This is a genomic window from Citrobacter sp. 506 (assembly GCF_050434985.1).
Classification (GTDB): Bacteria; Pseudomonadota; Gammaproteobacteria; order Enterobacterales; family Enterobacteriaceae; genus Citrobacter; species Citrobacter braakii.
Genome location: NZ_JBNDJN010000001.1, coordinates 427,661 through 444,625, shown reverse-complemented (window position 1 = coordinate 444,625; position 16,965 = coordinate 427,661). Strand labels below are relative to the sequence as shown.

The 16,965-nt window shown below is 51.2% G+C and carries 16 protein-coding genes; 8 read left to right on the top strand and 8 right to left on the bottom strand.

The window, feature by feature from the left end:
* Positions 1 to 119: 119 nt before the first annotated feature.
* Entirely contained in the window at positions 120 to 725 is a 606-nt protein-coding gene (gene azoR, locus ABIE10_RS02300; protein ID WP_006684422.1) for an FMN-dependent NADH-azoreductase, read from the top strand.
* 43 nt (positions 726 to 768) lie between these two features.
* On the opposite strand, the gene ABIE10_RS02295 is transcribed toward azoR, so the two are convergent.
* The 4 genes from ABIE10_RS02295 to ABIE10_RS02280 all read right to left on the bottom strand — a co-directional run bounded on the left by ABIE10_RS02295 (position 769) and on the right by ABIE10_RS02280 (position 4,240).
* Entirely contained in the window at positions 769 to 954 is a 186-nt protein-coding gene (locus tag ABIE10_RS02295) for a hypothetical protein (protein WP_016153181.1), read from the bottom strand.
* A 127-nt stretch (positions 955 to 1,081) separates the two neighbouring features.
* Positions 1,082 to 1,405 carry a YdbL family protein gene (locus ABIE10_RS02290; RefSeq protein WP_016156611.1) on the bottom strand — a complete coding sequence of 108 codons (324 nt, stop codon included), beginning with the start codon at positions 1,403 to 1,405 and terminating at the stop codon, positions 1,082 to 1,084.
* A 7-nt stretch (positions 1,406 to 1,412) separates the two neighbouring features.
* Complete coding sequence (locus ABIE10_RS02285; protein ID WP_016156612.1) at positions 1,413 to 1,604, bottom strand: YnbE family lipoprotein; 192 nt, start codon at positions 1,602 to 1,604, stop codon at positions 1,413 to 1,415.
* Complete coding sequence (locus tag ABIE10_RS02280) at positions 1,601 to 4,240, bottom strand: YdbH family protein (protein WP_101700494.1); 2,640 nt, start codon at positions 4,238 to 4,240, stop codon at positions 1,601 to 1,603. Before ABIE10_RS02280 ends, ABIE10_RS02285 begins: the two co-directional genes overlap by 4 nt.
* Positions 4,241 to 4,930: 690 nt before the next feature.
* On the opposite strand from ABIE10_RS02280, the gene ABIE10_RS02275 reads away from it, so the two are divergent.
* Together ABIE10_RS02275 and hslJ are read left to right on the top strand one after the other, a co-directional pair.
* Positions 4,931 to 5,920 (top strand): 2-hydroxyacid dehydrogenase, encoded by a 990-nt coding sequence (locus ABIE10_RS02275; protein WP_003833196.1) that lies wholly within the window; start codon positions 4,931 to 4,933, stop codon positions 5,918 to 5,920.
* A gap of 112 nt (positions 5,921 to 6,032) precedes the next feature.
* Positions 6,033 to 6,452, top strand: a complete 420-nt coding sequence (gene hslJ / locus ABIE10_RS02270; RefSeq protein WP_016153186.1) for a heat shock protein HslJ — start codon at positions 6,033 to 6,035, stop codon at positions 6,450 to 6,452.
* A 13-nt stretch (positions 6,453 to 6,465) separates the two neighbouring features.
* Here the strand turns inward: hslJ and ABIE10_RS02265 are convergent, their stop codons facing one another.
* The gene (locus tag ABIE10_RS02265) at positions 6,466 to 6,732 is read right to left on the bottom strand and encodes a putative hemolysin (RefSeq protein WP_003020360.1); all 267 of its coding nucleotides are present in this window, start codon (positions 6,730 to 6,732) and stop codon (positions 6,466 to 6,468) included.
* Between the two features lie 274 nt (positions 6,733 to 7,006).
* On the opposite strand from ABIE10_RS02265, the gene nifJ reads away from it, so the two are divergent.
* From nifJ to ttcA, 5 genes are all read left to right on the top strand, one after another.
* Positions 7,007 to 10,531: a pyruvate:ferredoxin (flavodoxin) oxidoreductase gene (nifJ, locus tag ABIE10_RS02260; protein WP_429154559.1), complete on the top strand. Its 3,525-nt coding sequence runs from the start codon at positions 7,007 to 7,009 to the stop codon at positions 10,529 to 10,531.
* A 367-nt stretch (positions 10,532 to 10,898) separates the two neighbouring features.
* Positions 10,899 to 12,032 carry a porin OmpC gene (gene ompC, locus ABIE10_RS02255; protein WP_016156616.1) on the top strand — a complete coding sequence of 378 codons (1,134 nt, stop codon included), beginning with the start codon at positions 10,899 to 10,901 and terminating at the stop codon, positions 12,030 to 12,032.
* A gap of 145 nt (positions 12,033 to 12,177) precedes the next feature.
* The gene (locus ABIE10_RS02250) at positions 12,178 to 12,390 is read left to right on the top strand and encodes a KTSC domain-containing protein (protein WP_016153189.1); all 213 of its coding nucleotides are present in this window, start codon (positions 12,178 to 12,180) and stop codon (positions 12,388 to 12,390) included.
* Between the two features lie 81 nt (positions 12,391 to 12,471).
* Entirely contained in the window at positions 12,472 to 12,906 is a 435-nt protein-coding gene (uspF, locus tag ABIE10_RS02245) for a universal stress protein UspF (RefSeq protein WP_016153190.1), read from the top strand.
* A gap of 198 nt (positions 12,907 to 13,104) precedes the next feature.
* Positions 13,105 to 14,040: a tRNA 2-thiocytidine(32) synthetase TtcA gene (gene ttcA / locus ABIE10_RS02240; RefSeq protein WP_429154555.1), complete on the top strand. Its 936-nt coding sequence runs from the start codon at positions 13,105 to 13,107 to the stop codon at positions 14,038 to 14,040.
* 49 nt (positions 14,041 to 14,089) lie between these two features.
* Here the strand turns inward: ttcA and dbpA are convergent, their stop codons facing one another.
* The 3 genes from dbpA to zntB form a co-directional block, all read right to left on the bottom strand.
* Positions 14,090 to 15,463 (bottom strand): ATP-dependent RNA helicase DbpA, encoded by a 1,374-nt coding sequence (gene dbpA, locus ABIE10_RS02235; protein WP_047498663.1) that lies wholly within the window; start codon positions 15,461 to 15,463, stop codon positions 14,090 to 14,092.
* Positions 15,464 to 15,491: 28 nt separating this feature from the next.
* Positions 15,492 to 15,659 (bottom strand): hypothetical protein, encoded by a 168-nt coding sequence (locus ABIE10_RS02230; protein ID WP_016153197.1) that lies wholly within the window; start codon positions 15,657 to 15,659, stop codon positions 15,492 to 15,494.
* A gap of 275 nt (positions 15,660 to 15,934) precedes the next feature.
* Positions 15,935 to 16,918, bottom strand: coding sequence for a zinc transporter ZntB (gene zntB, locus ABIE10_RS02225; protein ID WP_016153198.1), 984 nt, complete (start codon positions 16,916 to 16,918; stop codon positions 15,935 to 15,937).
* Positions 16,919 to 16,965 lie beyond the last annotated feature (47 nt).

Genomic DNA, 16,965 nt, shown 5'->3' with positions numbered 1-16,965 from the left:
TGTTCAATAATTTCGAACATAGGATTCGATATATTGCGCTATCACTGCGACAGGATTGTGAATAAAGTGTCAACAAGTAACGGGGCACTCCCCCTTCAAACACATAAAAGGAAACACCCATGAGCAAGGTATTAGTTCTTAAATCCAGTATTCTGGCAGGGTACTCTCAGTCTGGTCAGTTGTCTGATTATTTTGTTGAACAGTGGCGTGAAAAGCACTCCGCTGATGAAATCACCGTCCGTGACCTGGCTGCAAATCCTGTTCCGGTACTGGATGGCGAACTGGTGGGTGCGCTGCGCCCGAGCGATGCACCGCTGACACCGCGTCAGCAGGAAGCGCTGGCGTTGTCCGATGAGCTGATTGCTGAGCTGAAAGCGCATGATGTGATTGTTATCGCCGCGCCGATGTATAACTTCAACATCCCAACCCAGCTGAAAAACTATTTCGATCTGATTGCCCGTGCAGGTGTGACTTTCCGTTATACCGAGAAAGGTCCGGAAGGTCTGGTGACGGGTAAACGCGCAGTCGTGTTGACCAGCCGTGGTGGTATCCATAAAGATACGCCGACCGACCTGATCACGCCGTATCTGAACGTATTCCTGGGCTTTATCGGCATCACCGACGTGAACGTCGTCTTTGCTGAAGGCATTGCGTACGGCCCGGAAGTGGCGTCCAAAGCGCAGTCCGATGCGAAAGCCGCTATCGACAGCGTCGTCGCTGCCTGATAATTCACCCTCTCACCATACGGTGGGAGGGTTTCTCCAGCATTTACTTCTTTACCTGCACCTGTTTGCCGTGAATGCGGTTAATATCACGCCAGATGGTTGCATAATCTCTGCACTTCGCCAGATTCTCTTCCCAGCAATGCAGCAAAAATTGTTCTGGCTCGGCAACATCCCGGCTTAACAGCTTGAATATCCAACGATTCCAGACATACCACTTGAAAAGCCACATGATTTAACTCCGCAACGCGACCGGTGTTGAACTATATCAGCCTCAGTTTGATGCCGTGTGGCAACTATTGCGATGTCGATGAATAAGTCAGCGTCGTGCCTCTTTGGTTGTGTGCAGAGAAGATTTATTATTTTCTCAACCACTTACCATTGATGCCCTGGACGTACTCCCCTGGTTTAGCCCGAGCGACCAGCTTTTGTCCGGCCATTTTCGCCACTTCATCTGGAGGAATGTTATTGCTCTCAGCCAGTTGCTGATAGCTGGCGCTGCGTGCTTTATTAATCTCACTCACCAGCGCCTGCGTTTCGGCGTCGGTTTGCAATGCCACCAGATAACCATTAAGCGTTTCGCCCACCCGCCCCTGGGATCTGGCTTCATTCAAGGTCAATGCCCACCCATTGCCACTGAATAAACTCAATGCCACCAGGATCACTGCAAGCTGTTTTTTCATCGTGACCTCAGAACAAATCGCTGCGCGATTTTAATAAGCTCTCAACGTCTTTATCGACTTTGATATGGATCTCATGCTCGATTTTGACGTTCATATTAATAGTGATCGGCTCTTTAGGCGCAGCCACTTCGATTCTGGGTGTGCACCCGATCAGTAGAGATGAAGCCAGCAGACCCAGCATGGCAGCTATCGTTTTCATTGTTGTTCCTCACATTCCTTGCCTTCCGGGCAATGGGATTCCGGCAGCGCTGCATTTTGTTCAAGCCATGCCTGTAAATTGTCGCCAAAACGCAAACTACGCCATAGCGTAAAGACGTTTTCCTCATGGGTGTAATTCAAATTAACCGTCCCCACTTTGCCATCCACCCGGCTATTGCCAGTTACGGTTGCCTGCATGGTTAAGACACCGAGATTATCCAAATTTATTTTCGTCCAGGAATGGCTTATTTCCATATAACGCAGCCAGTTAATGGCCGCACCAGCTGCCATATTATCTTTGACGACGGCATCCGCCGTGTCTTTATCAATACGCAGCGTCATAGGTCCCGGGTTGGTCAGCCAGCCGTCTTTAATGATCCACTTTTCGTTATCCAGCCATAACGGCAACGCACCGCTGACCGGGCCAGACATGGCGAATTGCTTGGGATTAACCGCGCTGATAAGCTCGCTGGAAGAGATATTTTGCACCCGTAATAATGCCGGATCGTGCTGCGGCATCCGCAGTTGTTGCATGATGACTTTGCCCCCCAGCAGTTCGGCGCTGACATCGCTTAACAGTAACGGATTGTCTTCACTCCAGGGATACGCCCCCTGTAGATCGGCGGCGATATTTTTCACCGTCACCTGATTCACCACTTCCGCAATACGCAGTGAAATAGGTCCACGCGTACCCAATTGCCATGCGCCTTCACTAAACCGGAAAGGCAACACAAAATCGACACCATTAATTTGGTTATCGGGCATCCAGGCGCTACCGCCTTTTAATACCCCATGGCCGCCCGCTTCAAAGCCCTGTTCCGGGGCAGCCGAAAACGCAACCTGCGCATACAGTTCACCTTCACGTAGCTTCATTTTCCAGTCTGGTGGGATGAGCGGTTGGAATACGGTGAGCGATTGTTTTGGCCACCAGGCCTGTCCGCGCAGGCGGATCCCGTCCCAACGGCCATTTACCTGTACTGGACCTATCGCGCCCGCGTGAAGCTGGCCTTTAAACTGGAAAATCGTCGGGTCGGTGCCTTCCACGCTGAACTTCAGGGTTGACGGCGGTAACACGCTCCCCCCGGTAAAGGTGGTGTTCCCTGCGTCCAGCGACAGCGCGCCGCTAAAAGTCGGTTTGTTGGCATCCCGTACCCAGACGATCGGCTCGTCCATCACCAGGCGTGGGGTTTCTACCTTCATGGTGCCGTATTGCAGGTGGTCAAATCCGGTGGAGAGATCAAAAAGCTTCAGGGTGTTGTCATGCCATTCGCCCTTACCCGCCACGTCCCAACGCGCATGCATTGGCGTAAAGCTGCCTTTGCCCCAGTACCGCCACTGCCAGCGACCCGCGTCAGGGAGAAAATCATTTGCCAGACCATCCAGATGCAATTCAAAACCGCCCATCTGGTTTTCATGCGCGCGTAATATAGCCTGCAGACGACCATCTACGCCGCGCTGTGTTACTTTTACGCCCGCCAGCGGCCAGCGAATTTCGTCAATATCCAGCGAGTCAATCACCCGTCCACGCGAACGCAGCAGCGCTCCTGGCTCGAAAGCCAGCTGCGGGTCGTTCAGGCTTCCGGTGAGTCTGGCGGGTAATTTGGCGTAGAAGATCAGGTCACCCTGTTTCGCCTCGCCTATCAACTGTAACGGCATATCGCTACTATCCACACCCAGCTTACCCGGCCCCAGCGTTAATACGGCGTTTCCTTTACCTGCATCGCCTTGGGTCAGTATGTTCAGACGCCCGCTCACCACCGCATTTTCCAGCCCGGCCTGCCAGTTTTCAACTTTCATGCCCAACCGCCCGCTGAGCGGAAATCCCTGATAAGGCCAGTTCCAGCGACCGTCGCTGATGGTTAATTGCTGACGGGTTATTTCCCACGGAAGATCGAGCAACGGATCGGCATTGTCCCGCGCCATAACGATCAGTTGTCCGCTGTTTTCTTGCCACTCCAGTTCGGCGTCCACCAGTGAGGGCTCCTGCGGCAAGCTCAGAGTAGCAACCGCATGACCGCTCACCGGTAGTCCATCAGGAACCAGCGGCATGGTAAATTCACCGACCAGTTTTACCGGCGGTTGCCCTTCAAACGCGGCTATATCCAGCTCATTTACCGTGAGATTTTGCCCGTGCAGACGCCCCTGGAATTTCACTTTTTCACCCTGGTAGCGCAGTTGCTGGGTCGATGGCGTTAGCGAGAGAGACAGTTTTCCCTGCCACTCCTGCCAGGGGGAGAGAATAACTTTGTCGATGTTAATCCAGGTATTGGGCAGCATCGATTGCCATTCAGCCAGCGTTTTGGGCGCTGCCGGAGACGCTTCTGTCTGCGGTAATTTAGCCAGGCAAGCGGAATCCAGCTCAATTGTCCCGACATTGAGCAACCAGCGGCTGGGATGAGAAAGATCGGCCTGAGTAATGCGCGCTAGCGGGCAATCATCGACCAGATAGCGGAGTTCCGGGATATGCAGCCCATGACGTGTCAGCCGTGGGCTCTCATCCAGCGCGATGCGCGTGCCAACAGGTAACCAGACGCCCACCAGCGTAGGAACCCACAGGCCAAGCGTCATGACCAACGTCAGCGGCACGAGAATCAATAATAAGAGAAGTGCCAGAGCGGCTTTATATTTACCCTTCATGGGTAGTTAATATCCTGATTTAGCGAAAATTTAAGCCGGTTTAGGCCAGTATTGTGGCATGTTTAACAGGATATGCCCACATTAAGAATAAATTCCCATGAAGTATATGCACTATTTATTAATCAACGGGAATCAATAAAATAATAATTAATTCAACAAGATAGCGCATTGTTTTATATGGCACGCTGTTACACGTGCCGTCGGGAATATAAAGAACTCAGACTCAATGAGGCCTCAGTTCTCCATCGCTATGTTTAGGTCCTAAACGACCAGCTTCTATCAGAATTTCCTCAATGAGCTCTTCGAGGCACTCCCTACCATGATGATCGCAGACCAGATGTACCTGCCGGGAAATCTCCTCAGGTTTCATACCATCACATAATGCCGCCTTAAGCATTAAGGTGGCCCATCGCTTTGCTTCAGAGTGAGTTAACATGACCCCTCCCGATATTTGCTACCTGTATAAGCGTAGCTGTCTGGATGTGATTCGGCTGGCTTTTTACCTGCATCGATTACGGGTATTGAGTTGGACGGAAAAATATCCAGTTGTTGAAATTGAGTAACCTGCCCACACTAACAACAGATGCGCTGAAATTATTCATTACGCCTATGGCTATCAATAACTTTTTAGATTTTGTAAAATAATTTGAATTGGATTAATGTGACGTCAAAATCACTGGAGAAAGTCTTATGAAACTCGCCATCTATAGTACAAAACAGTACGACAAGAAGTATCTGCAGCAGGTTAACGAGGCTTTTGGTTTTGAACTTGAATTCTTTGACTTTCTACTGACGGAGAAAACAGCCAAAACAGCCCATGGCTGTGAAGCCGTCTGTATTTTCGTTAACGACGATGGCAGCCGCCCGGTTCTGGAAGAGCTGAAAAAGCATGGCGTGAAATATATTGCGCTGCGTTGCGCCGGCTTCAATAACGTCGATCTCGACGCGGCAAAAGAGCTCGGCCTGCAGGTCGTCCGTGTGCCAGCCTATTCACCCGAAGCCGTCGCTGAACATGCGATTGGCATGATGATGACGTTGAATCGCCGTATTCACCGCGCCTATCAGCGTACTCGTGATGCCAACTTCTCTCTTGAGGGGCTGACCGGCTTTACCATGTATGGCAAAACGGCTGGGGTGATCGGTACCGGTAAGATTGGGATTGCGGCACTGCGGATCCTGAAAGGTTTTGGGATGCGCCTGCTGGCGTTTGATCCCTACCCAAGCGCTGCCGCACTAGAGTTAGGCGTTGAATATGTCGATCTTAAAACGCTGTTCGCGGAGTCCGATGTCATCTCCCTGCACTGTCCGTTAACGCCGGAGAATTATCACCTGCTCAATCACGAAGCCTTTGAGCAAATGAAAAATGGCGTGATGGTTATTAACACCAGCCGCGGGGCATTGATCGATTCACAAGCCGCTATCGATGCGCTGAAAAACCAGAAAATTGGTTCTCTGGGTATGGACGTGTATGAAAACGAACGCGACCTGTTCTTTGAAGATAAATCCAATGACGTGATTCAGGATGATGTGTTCCGCCGCCTGTCGGCCTGTCATAACGTGCTGTTCACCGGTCACCAGGCGTTCCTGACGGCCGAAGCATTGACCAGCATTTCTGAGACCACGCTGCAGAATCTGGCACAGATCTCCAAAGGCGAAACCTGTCCAAACGCCCTCTTCTAATCCCTGTGCTCCCCTGGATTCAGGGGGGCATTTTCAGATAATCACCGATGCTAAAATCTTCAGTATCATTATTATATTGAATGTATTCCCGTCACAAACGTAGAGAAATTGAATGAAAAAAGTTGTCACGTTGATTGCGCTCAGCATGCTGATGGCTGGCTGTGTGAGCAATGGAAAAGTTTCCGTCAATCGCGAACAGTTGCAGCATCACCGCTTCGTTTTGCAGAGCGTGAATGGTAAAGCCGTCACCGTCGCTAATAACCCACCCGAATTGAGTTTTGGCGAAAACATGACGGTATCGGGAAAGATGTGTAATCAATTCCACGGTCAGGGCAAACTGTCCGACGGCGAGTTGAAGGTTAAAGATATGGCGATGACCCGCATGATGTGCGCCGATCCACAGCTTAACGCGCTCGACGGGATCGTCAGCGACATGTTTAAGCAAGGCGCACAGGTCGATCTGACTGCTGACCAGTTAACACTGGCGACAGCAGAACAAACGCTGACGTATAAACTCGCGGATTTAATGTAGGAAACGCGGTGGCTTAATAGTTGCCACAGCTTCCGGCGGCAAGCGACTGCTCACTACAGCGTTTGCCGTTGGGTAACGCACACATTCCGATAGCTGAACCATCAAGCTGACGGGCAACGGAGAGCGAACCACCAATCATGGCGCAATTAGCTTCTCCAGAACTGGACATTGCGGCCTTCATCCCCGGTGCGACATGCGCGGCGGTTGCCTGCTGAACAGGTTCACTACTACAAGCCGATAATAATAACGCGGCACACCCTACCCAAAACGCTGCGCGCATCTTACTCCCCTCTGAATATTAACCAAACGACACAGCCATAAATAATAGGCAGCGGAAACACCGCCGTCGAGAGGCAATATGCGCATTTATGCGCACTGTTTACATTTTCTGGCAATTTTTTGGCTGTTCCTTTGATCAAACCATTCATTCTGTTTATTCGAGGGACACAAAAGCGAAAATCTGTCTTTAGCGCTTTTGCTAAACTAAAAGGATAACTACAGGATTCGCCGCTGTTACGCGTGTCCCTTTTTTTGCGCAATGTAAGGGTGTCAGTATGATCACAATTGACGGTAATGGTGCGGTTGCTTCGGTCGCATTTCGTACCAGCGAGGTTATCGCCATCTACCCGATTACGCCCAGTTCGACGATGGCGGAACAGGCGGATGCCTGGGCCGGGAACGGGCTTAAAAACGTGTGGGGGGATACCCCTCGTGTCGTAGAAATGCAGTCGGAAGGCGGTGCGATAGCGACCGTTCACGGCGCGTTGCAGACCGGTGCGCTCTCTACGTCGTTTACTTCATCGCAGGGCCTGTTGCTGATGATCCCGACGCTGTACAAACTGGCCGGTCAGTTGACTCCGTTTGTGCTGCACGTTGCGGCGCGTACGATTGCCACTCACGCATTATCCATCTTTGGCGATCATTCCGACGTGATGGCGGTGCGCCAGACGGGATGCGCAATGCTGTGCGCCAGCAGCGTTCAGGAAGCTCAGGACTTTGCGCTAATTTCGCAAATGACCACCCTGAAAAGCCGGGTCCCGTTTATTCATTTCTTTGATGGTTTTCGCACATCGCATGAAATTAATAAAATAGTGCCGCTGGCCGATGACACAATCCTCGGGCTGATGCCGCAGGCGGAAATCGATGCTCATCGCGCGCGCGCGCTCAACCCGGAGCATCCGGTTATTCGCGGTACGTCTGCGAACCCGGACACTTACTTCCAGTCACGCGAAGCAACAAACCCGTGGTACAACGCGGTTTACGATCACGTAGAACAGGCGATGAACGATTTCGCTGCTGCGACGGGCCGTCAGTACCAGCCATTTGAATACTATGGTCACCCGCAGGCAGAACGCGTCATTATTTTGATGGGCTCGGCGATTGGAACCAGTGAAGAAGTCGTCGAAGAGCTGCTGGCACGCGGCGAGAAAGTTGGCGTTCTGAAAGTGCGCCTGTTCCGCCCATTCTCTGCCAGACATTTACTGCGCGCCCTGCCGGAAACGGTACGGAGCATCGCCGTCCTGGATCGCACTAAAGAGCCCGGCGCGCAAGCTGAACCGTTGTATCTGGATGTAATGACCGCGCTGGCGGAAGCCTTTAACTGCGGCGAACGAGAAACGCTACCGCGCGTGATTGGCGGGCGTTATGGCCTTTCTTCCAAAGAGTTTGGCCCGGACTGCGTCATGGCGGTCTTTAATGAGCTGAGTAGCGCGAAGCCGAAATCTCGCTTTACGGTCGGTATCTATGATGATGTCACCAACTTGTCGCTACCGTTACCGGAAAACACCCTGCCCGGTACCGCGAAGCTCGAGGCACTGTTTTACGGGCTGGGCAGTGACGGTAGCGTGTCGGCCACCAAAAACAACATCAAGATTATCGGTAACTCTACGCCGTGGTATGCGCAGGGTTATTTCGTCTATGACTCGAAAAAAGCAGGCGGTCTGACGGTTTCTCACCTGCGCGTTAGTGAACAACCTATTCGCTCAGCGTATCTGGTGTCGCAAGCCGATTTTGTTGGTTGTCACCAGTTGCAATTTATCGATAAGTATCAGATGGCCGAGCGCCTGAAACCTGGCGGTATATTCCTGCTTAATACCCCGTACAGTGTGGATGAAGTCTGGACACGTCTGCCGCAGGAAGTTCAGGCTGTTCTGAATCAGAAGAAAGCGCGTTTCTACGTGATTAATGCGGCCAAAATCGCCCGCGAGTGCGGTCTGGCTGCACGTATTAACACCGTTATGCAGATGGCGTTCTTCCATCTGACGCAAATCTTACCAGGCGACAGCGCTCTGGCTGAATTGCAGGGTGCGATTGCGAAAAGCTATAGCAGTAAAGGGCAGGATCTGGTTGAACGTAACTGGCAGGCGCTGGCCCTGGCACGTGAATCCGTCGCCGAAGTGGCACTTCAGCCGGTTGACTCACATAGCGCTAATCGCCCACCGGTGGTTTCTGATGCCGCACCTGATTTCGTGAAAACCGTCACCGCGGCAATGCTCGCCGGTCTGGGCGATGCCCTCCCCGTTTCAGCGCTGCCGCCAGACGGCACCTGGCCGATGGGCACCACGCGTTGGGAAAAACGCAATATCGCCGAAGAGATCCCCATCTGGAAAGAAGAGCTGTGTACCCAGTGTAACCACTGCGTAGCCGCTTGCCCGCACTCGGCTATCCGCGCCAAAGTGGTTTCACCAGAAGCGATGGAAAATGCCCCTGCCAGCCTGCATTCTCTGGATGTGAAATCACGCGATATGCGCGGTCAGAAATATGTCCTGCAGGTTGCGCCAGAGGATTGCACCGGGTGTAATCTGTGCGTTGAAGTATGCCCGGCGAAAGATCGCCAGAACCCGGAGATCAAGGCCATCAATATGATGTCGCGCCTTGAGCACGTGGAAGAAGAAAAAGTTAACTATGACTACTTCCTCAATCTGCCGGAAATCGATCGCACTAAACTGGAACGCATTGATATTCGTACCTCGCAGTTGATAACGCCGCTGTTTGAGTACTCTGGGGCCTGCTCTGGCTGTGGTGAAACGCCGTATATCAAATTGCTTACGCAGTTGTACGGCGACCGTATGCTGATCGCCAATGCGACCGGCTGTTCATCAATTTATGGCGGTAACCTGCCCTCAACGCCTTATACCACCGACGCCAATGGTCGCGGGCCTGCGTGGGCAAACTCCCTGTTTGAGGATAACGCCGAGTTTGGGCTGGGCTTCCGCCTGACGGTGGATCAGCACCGTGTACGCGTCATGCGTTTAGTGGAACAGTTTGCCGATAACATTCCGGCTGAACTGAATGACGCCCTGCACGCTGAAGCTACGCCAGAGGTGCGCCGTGAGCAAGTTGCAGCACTGCGCCAGCACCTGAAAGATGTCGACGGCGCACAGCAGTTGTTAACCGATGCCGATGCGCTGGTCGAGAAATCTATCTGGCTGATTGGCGGTGATGGCTGGGCTTACGATATTGGTTTTGGGGGACTGGATCACGTCCTGAGCCTGACCGAGAACGTCAATATTCTGGTACTGGATACCCAGTGTTACTCGAATACAGGCGGACAAGCGTCGAAAGCTACACCGCTCGGGGCCGTCACTAAATTTGGTGAGCATGGCAAGCGCAAAGCTCGCAAAGATCTTGGCGTCAGTATGATGATGTACGGGCACGTATATGTTGCACAAATCTCTCTGGGCGCGCAGTTGAACCAGACGGTGAAAGCTATCCAGGAAGCGGAGGCCTATCCAGGTCCGTCGCTGATTATCGCCTATAGCCCATGTGAAGAGCATGGTTACGATCTCGCACTAAGCCATGATCAGATGCGTCAGCTCACGGCAACCGGGTTCTGGCCGCTGTACCGCTTTGATCCACGTCGAGCAGATGAAGGTAAGCTGCCGCTGGCGCTGGACTCTCGCCCACCGTCAGACGCCCTGGCCGAAACATTGCTTAACGAGCAGCGCTTCCGCCGCCTGAATGCCCAACAGCCAGAAGTCGCAGAACAGCTCTGGAAAGACGCCGCAGCCGATCTGCAAAAACGCTACGACTTCCTTGCGCAGTTGGCTGGAAAAGCGGAAAAGAGCGGTACCGAGTAATGCGTTTATCTCAGTATTAACCTGGAACCCAAAAAAAAAGCCCGAACAGTTGTTCGGGCTTGTCAATTTATTCGCTGGCTAATTAATAATAGCTATCAATACGTCAACGAAAAATAAAACGTGACAATAAAGGCATATAACACGCGCAGAATAGCCCAACACACTTCACTTGTATAATTTTTATTTTATATATTTACCATCCATACATTCACCACAATTATCATCATTTCCGTAGAATTATTTCTTTAAGGTTTTACTTAAGGCGTAACAATTCATATTTATCCCTTTACGGAACTTCTCCTTTAGCATGCTTTTACTCCCTACATGGGTAGTCACAGGTTAATAAAAAAACTAAAGGATTATTTCAATGAACAGAAAAGTACTGGCTCTCGTAATTCCTGCCCTGCTGGCTGCAGGCGCTGCTCACGCGGCTGAAGTTTATAATAAAGACGGCAACAAATTAGATCTCTATGGCAAAGTAGACGGCCTGCATTATTTCTCTGATGACGCTAACAGTGATGGCGATCAGACTTATATGCGTATGGGCTTCAAAGGCGAAACTCAGGTTAACGATATGATCACCGGTTACGGCCAGTGGGAATATCAGGTTCAGGCTAACGGCACCGAAGGTGATAAAGGCGACTCCTGGACTCGTCTGGCATTCGCAGGTATTAAAGTCGGCGACTACGGCTCATTCGACTACGGCCGTAACTACGGCGTAATGTACGACGTTGAAGGCTGGACCGATATGCTGCCGGAATTCGGTGGCGACTCTTACACCAAAGCAGACAACTTCATGACCGGTCGTGCGAACGGCGTGGCAACCTACCGTAATACCGACTTCTTTGGTCTGGTTGACGGTCTGAACGTGGCGTTGCAGTATCAGGGCGCGAACGAAAATCAGTCACCAGAGCAGGAAGGCACCAATAACGGTGGCGACGATCGTAACATGAAGAACTCCAACGGTGACGGCTTCGGTATCTCCTCGACCTACGATTTGGGGATGGGTGTAAGCTTCGGTGCAGCATACACCTCTTCTGACCGTACTAACGAGCAGGTTAACGATTCTACCGCGGGCGGTGATAAAGCTGACGCATGGACAGTCGGTCTGAAATACGACGCGAACAACATCTACCTGGCAACCATGTACTCCGAAACCCGCAACATGACCCCTTATGGTGGCTCAAACGGTAGTGATAATACGATTGCCAACAAAACTCAGAACTTTGAAGTGACTGCGCAATACCAGTTCGACTTCGGTCTGCGTCCGGAAGTGTCTTTCCTGATGTCTAAAGGTAAGGATCTGGGTGTAAACGGATCTGATGGCGACCAGGATCTGGTGAAATATGCATCCGTAGGCGCTACTTACTACTTCAACAAAAACTTCTCCACCTATGTTGATTACAAAATCAACCTGCTGGATGAAGATAAAAACTTCTACAGCCAAAACGACATCTCTACTGATGACGTAGTAGCACTGGGTATGGTTTACCAGTTCTAATCCGTCAGCCCGCTGGCAACAGCGGGCTCTCTTTATGTTCTAACAATTCTGTTTTATCCAGATCAAAACATTATATCTGTTGCGCTAAAATACATCTTTGATAGATGATATCTTGCATTAAGACCTGTAGTAGAGGATACCTGCAATGAATCATCATCCTGTAAAATCATCCCGTATTGCATCCGTCGGCTATGACGAATCCTCCCGCACGCTAGAAATTCGCTTTCACCAGTTGTCTACTCTGCAATATCAGCATGTCCCTGCTCGTATTTTTCGTGATTTCCTGAGCGTCGTTTCTAAAGGTCGATTTTACGATGGAGTAATAAAAGGAAAGTTTCCTGAAATAAAAATAAAGTGATGCCAAAATGTGATCTTTGTCATTGTACATAAAGTGCCATTACGCGGTAAGCTTTGGGTGGATACTTAAACAGGAGGTTTTATGAACAGAACGATTCTTGTACCCATCGATATTTCAGACTCAGAATTAACTCAACGTGTTATAGCCCATGTTGAAGCAGAGGCAAAAATTGACGATGCACAGGTTCATTTTTTGACCGTAATTCCGTCACTGCCCTATTATGCTTCCCTGGGATTGGCCTACTCGGCAGAGTTACCGGCCATGGAAGATCTGAAAGCCGAAGCAAAATCTCAACTGGAAGAGATTATCAAGAAGTTCAATATCCCAACGGACAGAGTGCACGTTCATGTCACAGAAGGTGCGCCAAAAGATAAGATTCTGGAGATGGCCAAAAAATTACCGGCTGATATGGTCATTATTGCCTCACATCGACCTGACATCACCACCTACCTGCTGGGGTCTAACGCCGCAGCCGTGGTGCGTCATGCGGAGTGTTCGGTACTGGTAGTCCGCTAAGCTGTCTGGCCCGCACATCGCTGCGGGCTTTTTGTTTCTACCTCTTATACCCCACGATTCCTGTCCTAAATGTGCTGACATTTTTCCCGCTTATCCGTACCATACACGCCACAGTTTTTATATCAGACTTCTTTTGCCGGACTATCCGGCGTGATGCATACTCTTCTGATGCCACACTATGAATTGAGCCTCTATTAAATGTCGCAAAATCAAGATATTAGCAAGAAAGAACAATACAACCTGAACAAATTGCAAAAACGTCTGCGCCGTAACGTGGGCGAAGCGATTGCCGACTTCAATATGATCGAAGACGGCGATCGCATTATGGTGTGCCTTTCCGGGGGGAAAGACAGCTATACCATGCTGGAGATCCTGCGTAATTTGCAGCAAAGCGCCCCGATCAGTTTTTCCTTAGTTGCGGTTAACCTCGATCAGAAACAACCTGGCTTCCCGGAGCATATTCTGCCGGAATATCTGGAACAACTGGGCGTGGAGTATAAGATTGTCGAAGAAAATACCTACGGGATCGTCAAAGATAAAATCCCTGAAGGTAAAACGACCTGCTCGCTCTGCTCTCGCCTGCGTCGCGGCATTCTGTACCGCACGGCAACTGAGTTAGGCGCCACCAAGATTGCGCTCGGTCACCATCGCGACGACATCCTGCAAACGCTGTTCTTAAACATGTTCTACGGCGGGAAGATGAAAGGTATGCCGCCGAAGCTGATGAGCGATGACGGTAAACATATCGTTATCCGTCCGCTGGCTTACTGCCGTGAGAAAGATATCGAGCGTTTCTCCGAAGCGAAAGGTTTCCCGATTATTCCATGTAATCTGTGCGGCTCACAGCCTAACCTGCAGCGCCAGGTCATTGCCGATATGCTGCGCGACTGGGACAAACGCTATCCAGGGCGTATTGAAACCATGTTCAGCGCAATACAGAACGTTGTACCTTCACATCTGAGCGATATCAATCTGTTCGATTTCAAAGGTATCAGGCACGGTTCAGAGGTTGTGGACGGCGGTGATTTAGCGTTCGATCGTGAAGAGATCCCGCTGCAGCCTGCGGGCTGGCAGCCAGAAGAAGATGATGCTCAACTGGATGAGCTGCGCCTGAAAGTCGTGGAAGTGAAGTAAGTCGATAGTACCGGATAAGCGGAGCGCCATCAGGCGCTCCGACGAGTGGTTATTTCAATAACCGAACCCGGCAAGTCTTGCCTTTTATCTTACCGTTTTGCAATTGCTTCCATGCCTTATGCGCTACAGTCTGGCGAACCGCGACATAGACATGCGCCGGATGAACGGCAATTTTGCCGATATCGGCGCCTTCCAGACCAATATCACCGGTCAGCGCGCCGAGAACATCGCCGGGACGCATTTTAGCCTTTTTACCGCCATCAATGCATAACGTCGCCATCTCAGCTTCCAGCGGCAGGATTGGGCCGTTAGCGGGAGCTGGCAGCCAGTTCAGCTTCAGTTGCAGCATTTCAGAAAGAATATTGGCCCGCTGCGCTTCTTCCGGTGCACAGAAGCTAATCGCCAGACCACTGTTGCCGGCACGCGCGGTACGTCCGATACGATGGACGTGGACTTCCGGATCCCACGCCAGTTCGAAGTTAACCACCAGCTCAAGTGATTTAATATCCAGACCACGCGCGGCCACATCGGTAGCAACCAGAATGCGCACGCTACCGTTGGCAAAACGTACCAGCGTCTGATCGCGATCGCGCTGCTCAAGATCGCCATGCAGTGAGAGAGCGCTTTGCCCCGCCGCATTCAGCGCGTCACACACGGCCTGACAATCTTTTTTGGTATTACAAAAAACTACGCATGATGCAGGTTGATGCTGACTGAGCAATTTTTGCAGCAGCGCAATTTTGCCGTGGCTGGAAGTTTCGAAAAACTGCTGCTCAATCGCCGGCAGCGCGTCAACGGTATCAATTTCGATTGTTAATGGATTTTGTTGCACCCGGCCACTAATGGCGGCAATGGCTTCCGGCCAGGTCGCAGAAAACAGTAAGGTCTGACGCGAAGCTGGCGCAAAGCGAATGACATCATCAATCGCATCGCTAAAGCCCATATCCAGCATGCGATCGGCTTCATCCATCACCAGCGTATTCAGGGCATCCAGAGAAACAGTGCCTTTTTGCAGATGGTCGAGTAAACGCCCCGGTGTGGCGACAATAATATGTGGCGCATGCTGCAGGGAGTCACGTTGTGCGCCAAAGGGCTGCCCACCGCACAACGTTAAGATCTTGGTGTTAGGCAGAAAGCGCGCTAAGCGACGCAGCTCACCCGCCACCTGGTCAGCAAGCTCGCGCGTTGGGCACAGCACCAGGGACTGCGTCTGAAACAGCGCGACATCAACATGCTGTAATAATCCAAGACCAAAAGCCGCCGTTTTGCCACTGCCGGTTTTAGCCTGCACGCGAACATCTTTCCCCGCCAGAATTGCCGGTAACGCAGCAGCCTGAACAGGCGTCATTTCAAGATAACCCAGCTCGTTAAGATTCTCGAGTTGGGCAGCAGGTAAAACATTCAGGGTTGAAAAAGCGGTCACAATTTAATCTCGCGGTAAAAACTCACAATCAGCAGGCGCGTATCCTCGCAGATCTGCGCCCGCGATGCGACAATTTAATCGGCTCTTCATCCGGTGGCGGATCCGGCATTGGCTGCGGACGAGGTATGGGATCGGGAATGGGAACCGGGTCGGTCGGTAGCGAATCAGTGTGTGGCGTTGCAATCAGACAGTTCATATACCCCTCCAGTTATTCAGGTTGGCTCTTTTAGGGTAGACGCTGATTTCCTGCAGGCAAAAAAAAGCCGACTAATCTAAGTCGGCGTCGTACGAATCAATTGTGCTATGCAGTAATTCAAAAAAGGAAGTAAGACAATATGGAGCGCAACGCCCATCGCTTGACGTTGCATTCACCTGCGAGAGAGATATTGCCCCGAATAGGTAGATGGTTTATTGACTTCGCTCAAAAACCAGGACGTTTTCATGCGCAAAAGTCACTAAAAAACGTTGTTGTTACAACCATTTACTACGATGCAACCATAAAGTAACACCACCAATCAGGACCACTAACAGAATACAAAAAAGTGAGAAGCCAAACTGCCAGCCACCGCCAGGGATACCGCCGAGGTTAACGCCAAACAGCCCGGTTAAAAATGTGCTGGGAAGAAAAACCATTGCCATCAATGACATTGTATACGTTCGGCGAGCCAGAGACTCCTGCATAACCTGCGCAATTTCATCCGCCATAATACCGGTCCTGGCAATACAGGCATCTATTTCATCCAGCCCTCTCCCTAGCCTGTCAGCGATATCCTGCATCCGCCGCCGATGGTCGTCGGTCATCCAGGAAAAACGTTCGCTCGCCAGCCGGGAATAGACATCGCGTTGAGGCGCCATATAGCGGCGCATCACAATTAACTGCTTACGCAGCAATGCCAGGAAACCACGCGGCGGAATCTGCTGATCAAGCAGGTTATCTTCCAGATCGATAATCTTATCGTGCAATTGTTCGATAAACTCACTGGCATGATCGGTTAGTGCATCGCAAACATCCACCAGCCAACTACCACAATCAGCCGCTCCCGTGCCTTCCTGGAGATCGCTGACCACATCATCCAGCGCCAAGACTTTACGCTGACGCGTTGAGACAATCAGACGTTCATCCATATATAAGCGCATCGCAACCAGTTGGTCAGGTCGCTCGTCGGTGCTGCCGTTAATACAGCGCAGCGTAATCAACGTACCTTCCCCTACTCGGCTTACGCGTGGGCGCGTGCTTTCACCCGCCAGCGCATCACGCACGTTATTGGGAAGTAAAGGCGTTGTCGCCAGCCATTGCGCGCTTTCAGGATGGGTATAATTAAGATGCAGCCAGCAGGGATGTTGACTGTCGATAACATCGTTATCTTCCAGTGGTTTCACCCCACCACGGCCATCCAACAGCCAGGCAAACACGGCATCCGGCACATTAACATCCGTTCCCTTAATGGCTTCCACAGCGCCTCCACAAACATTCAGCTTTTTTCGTTAGTCTAGCTGTCAGA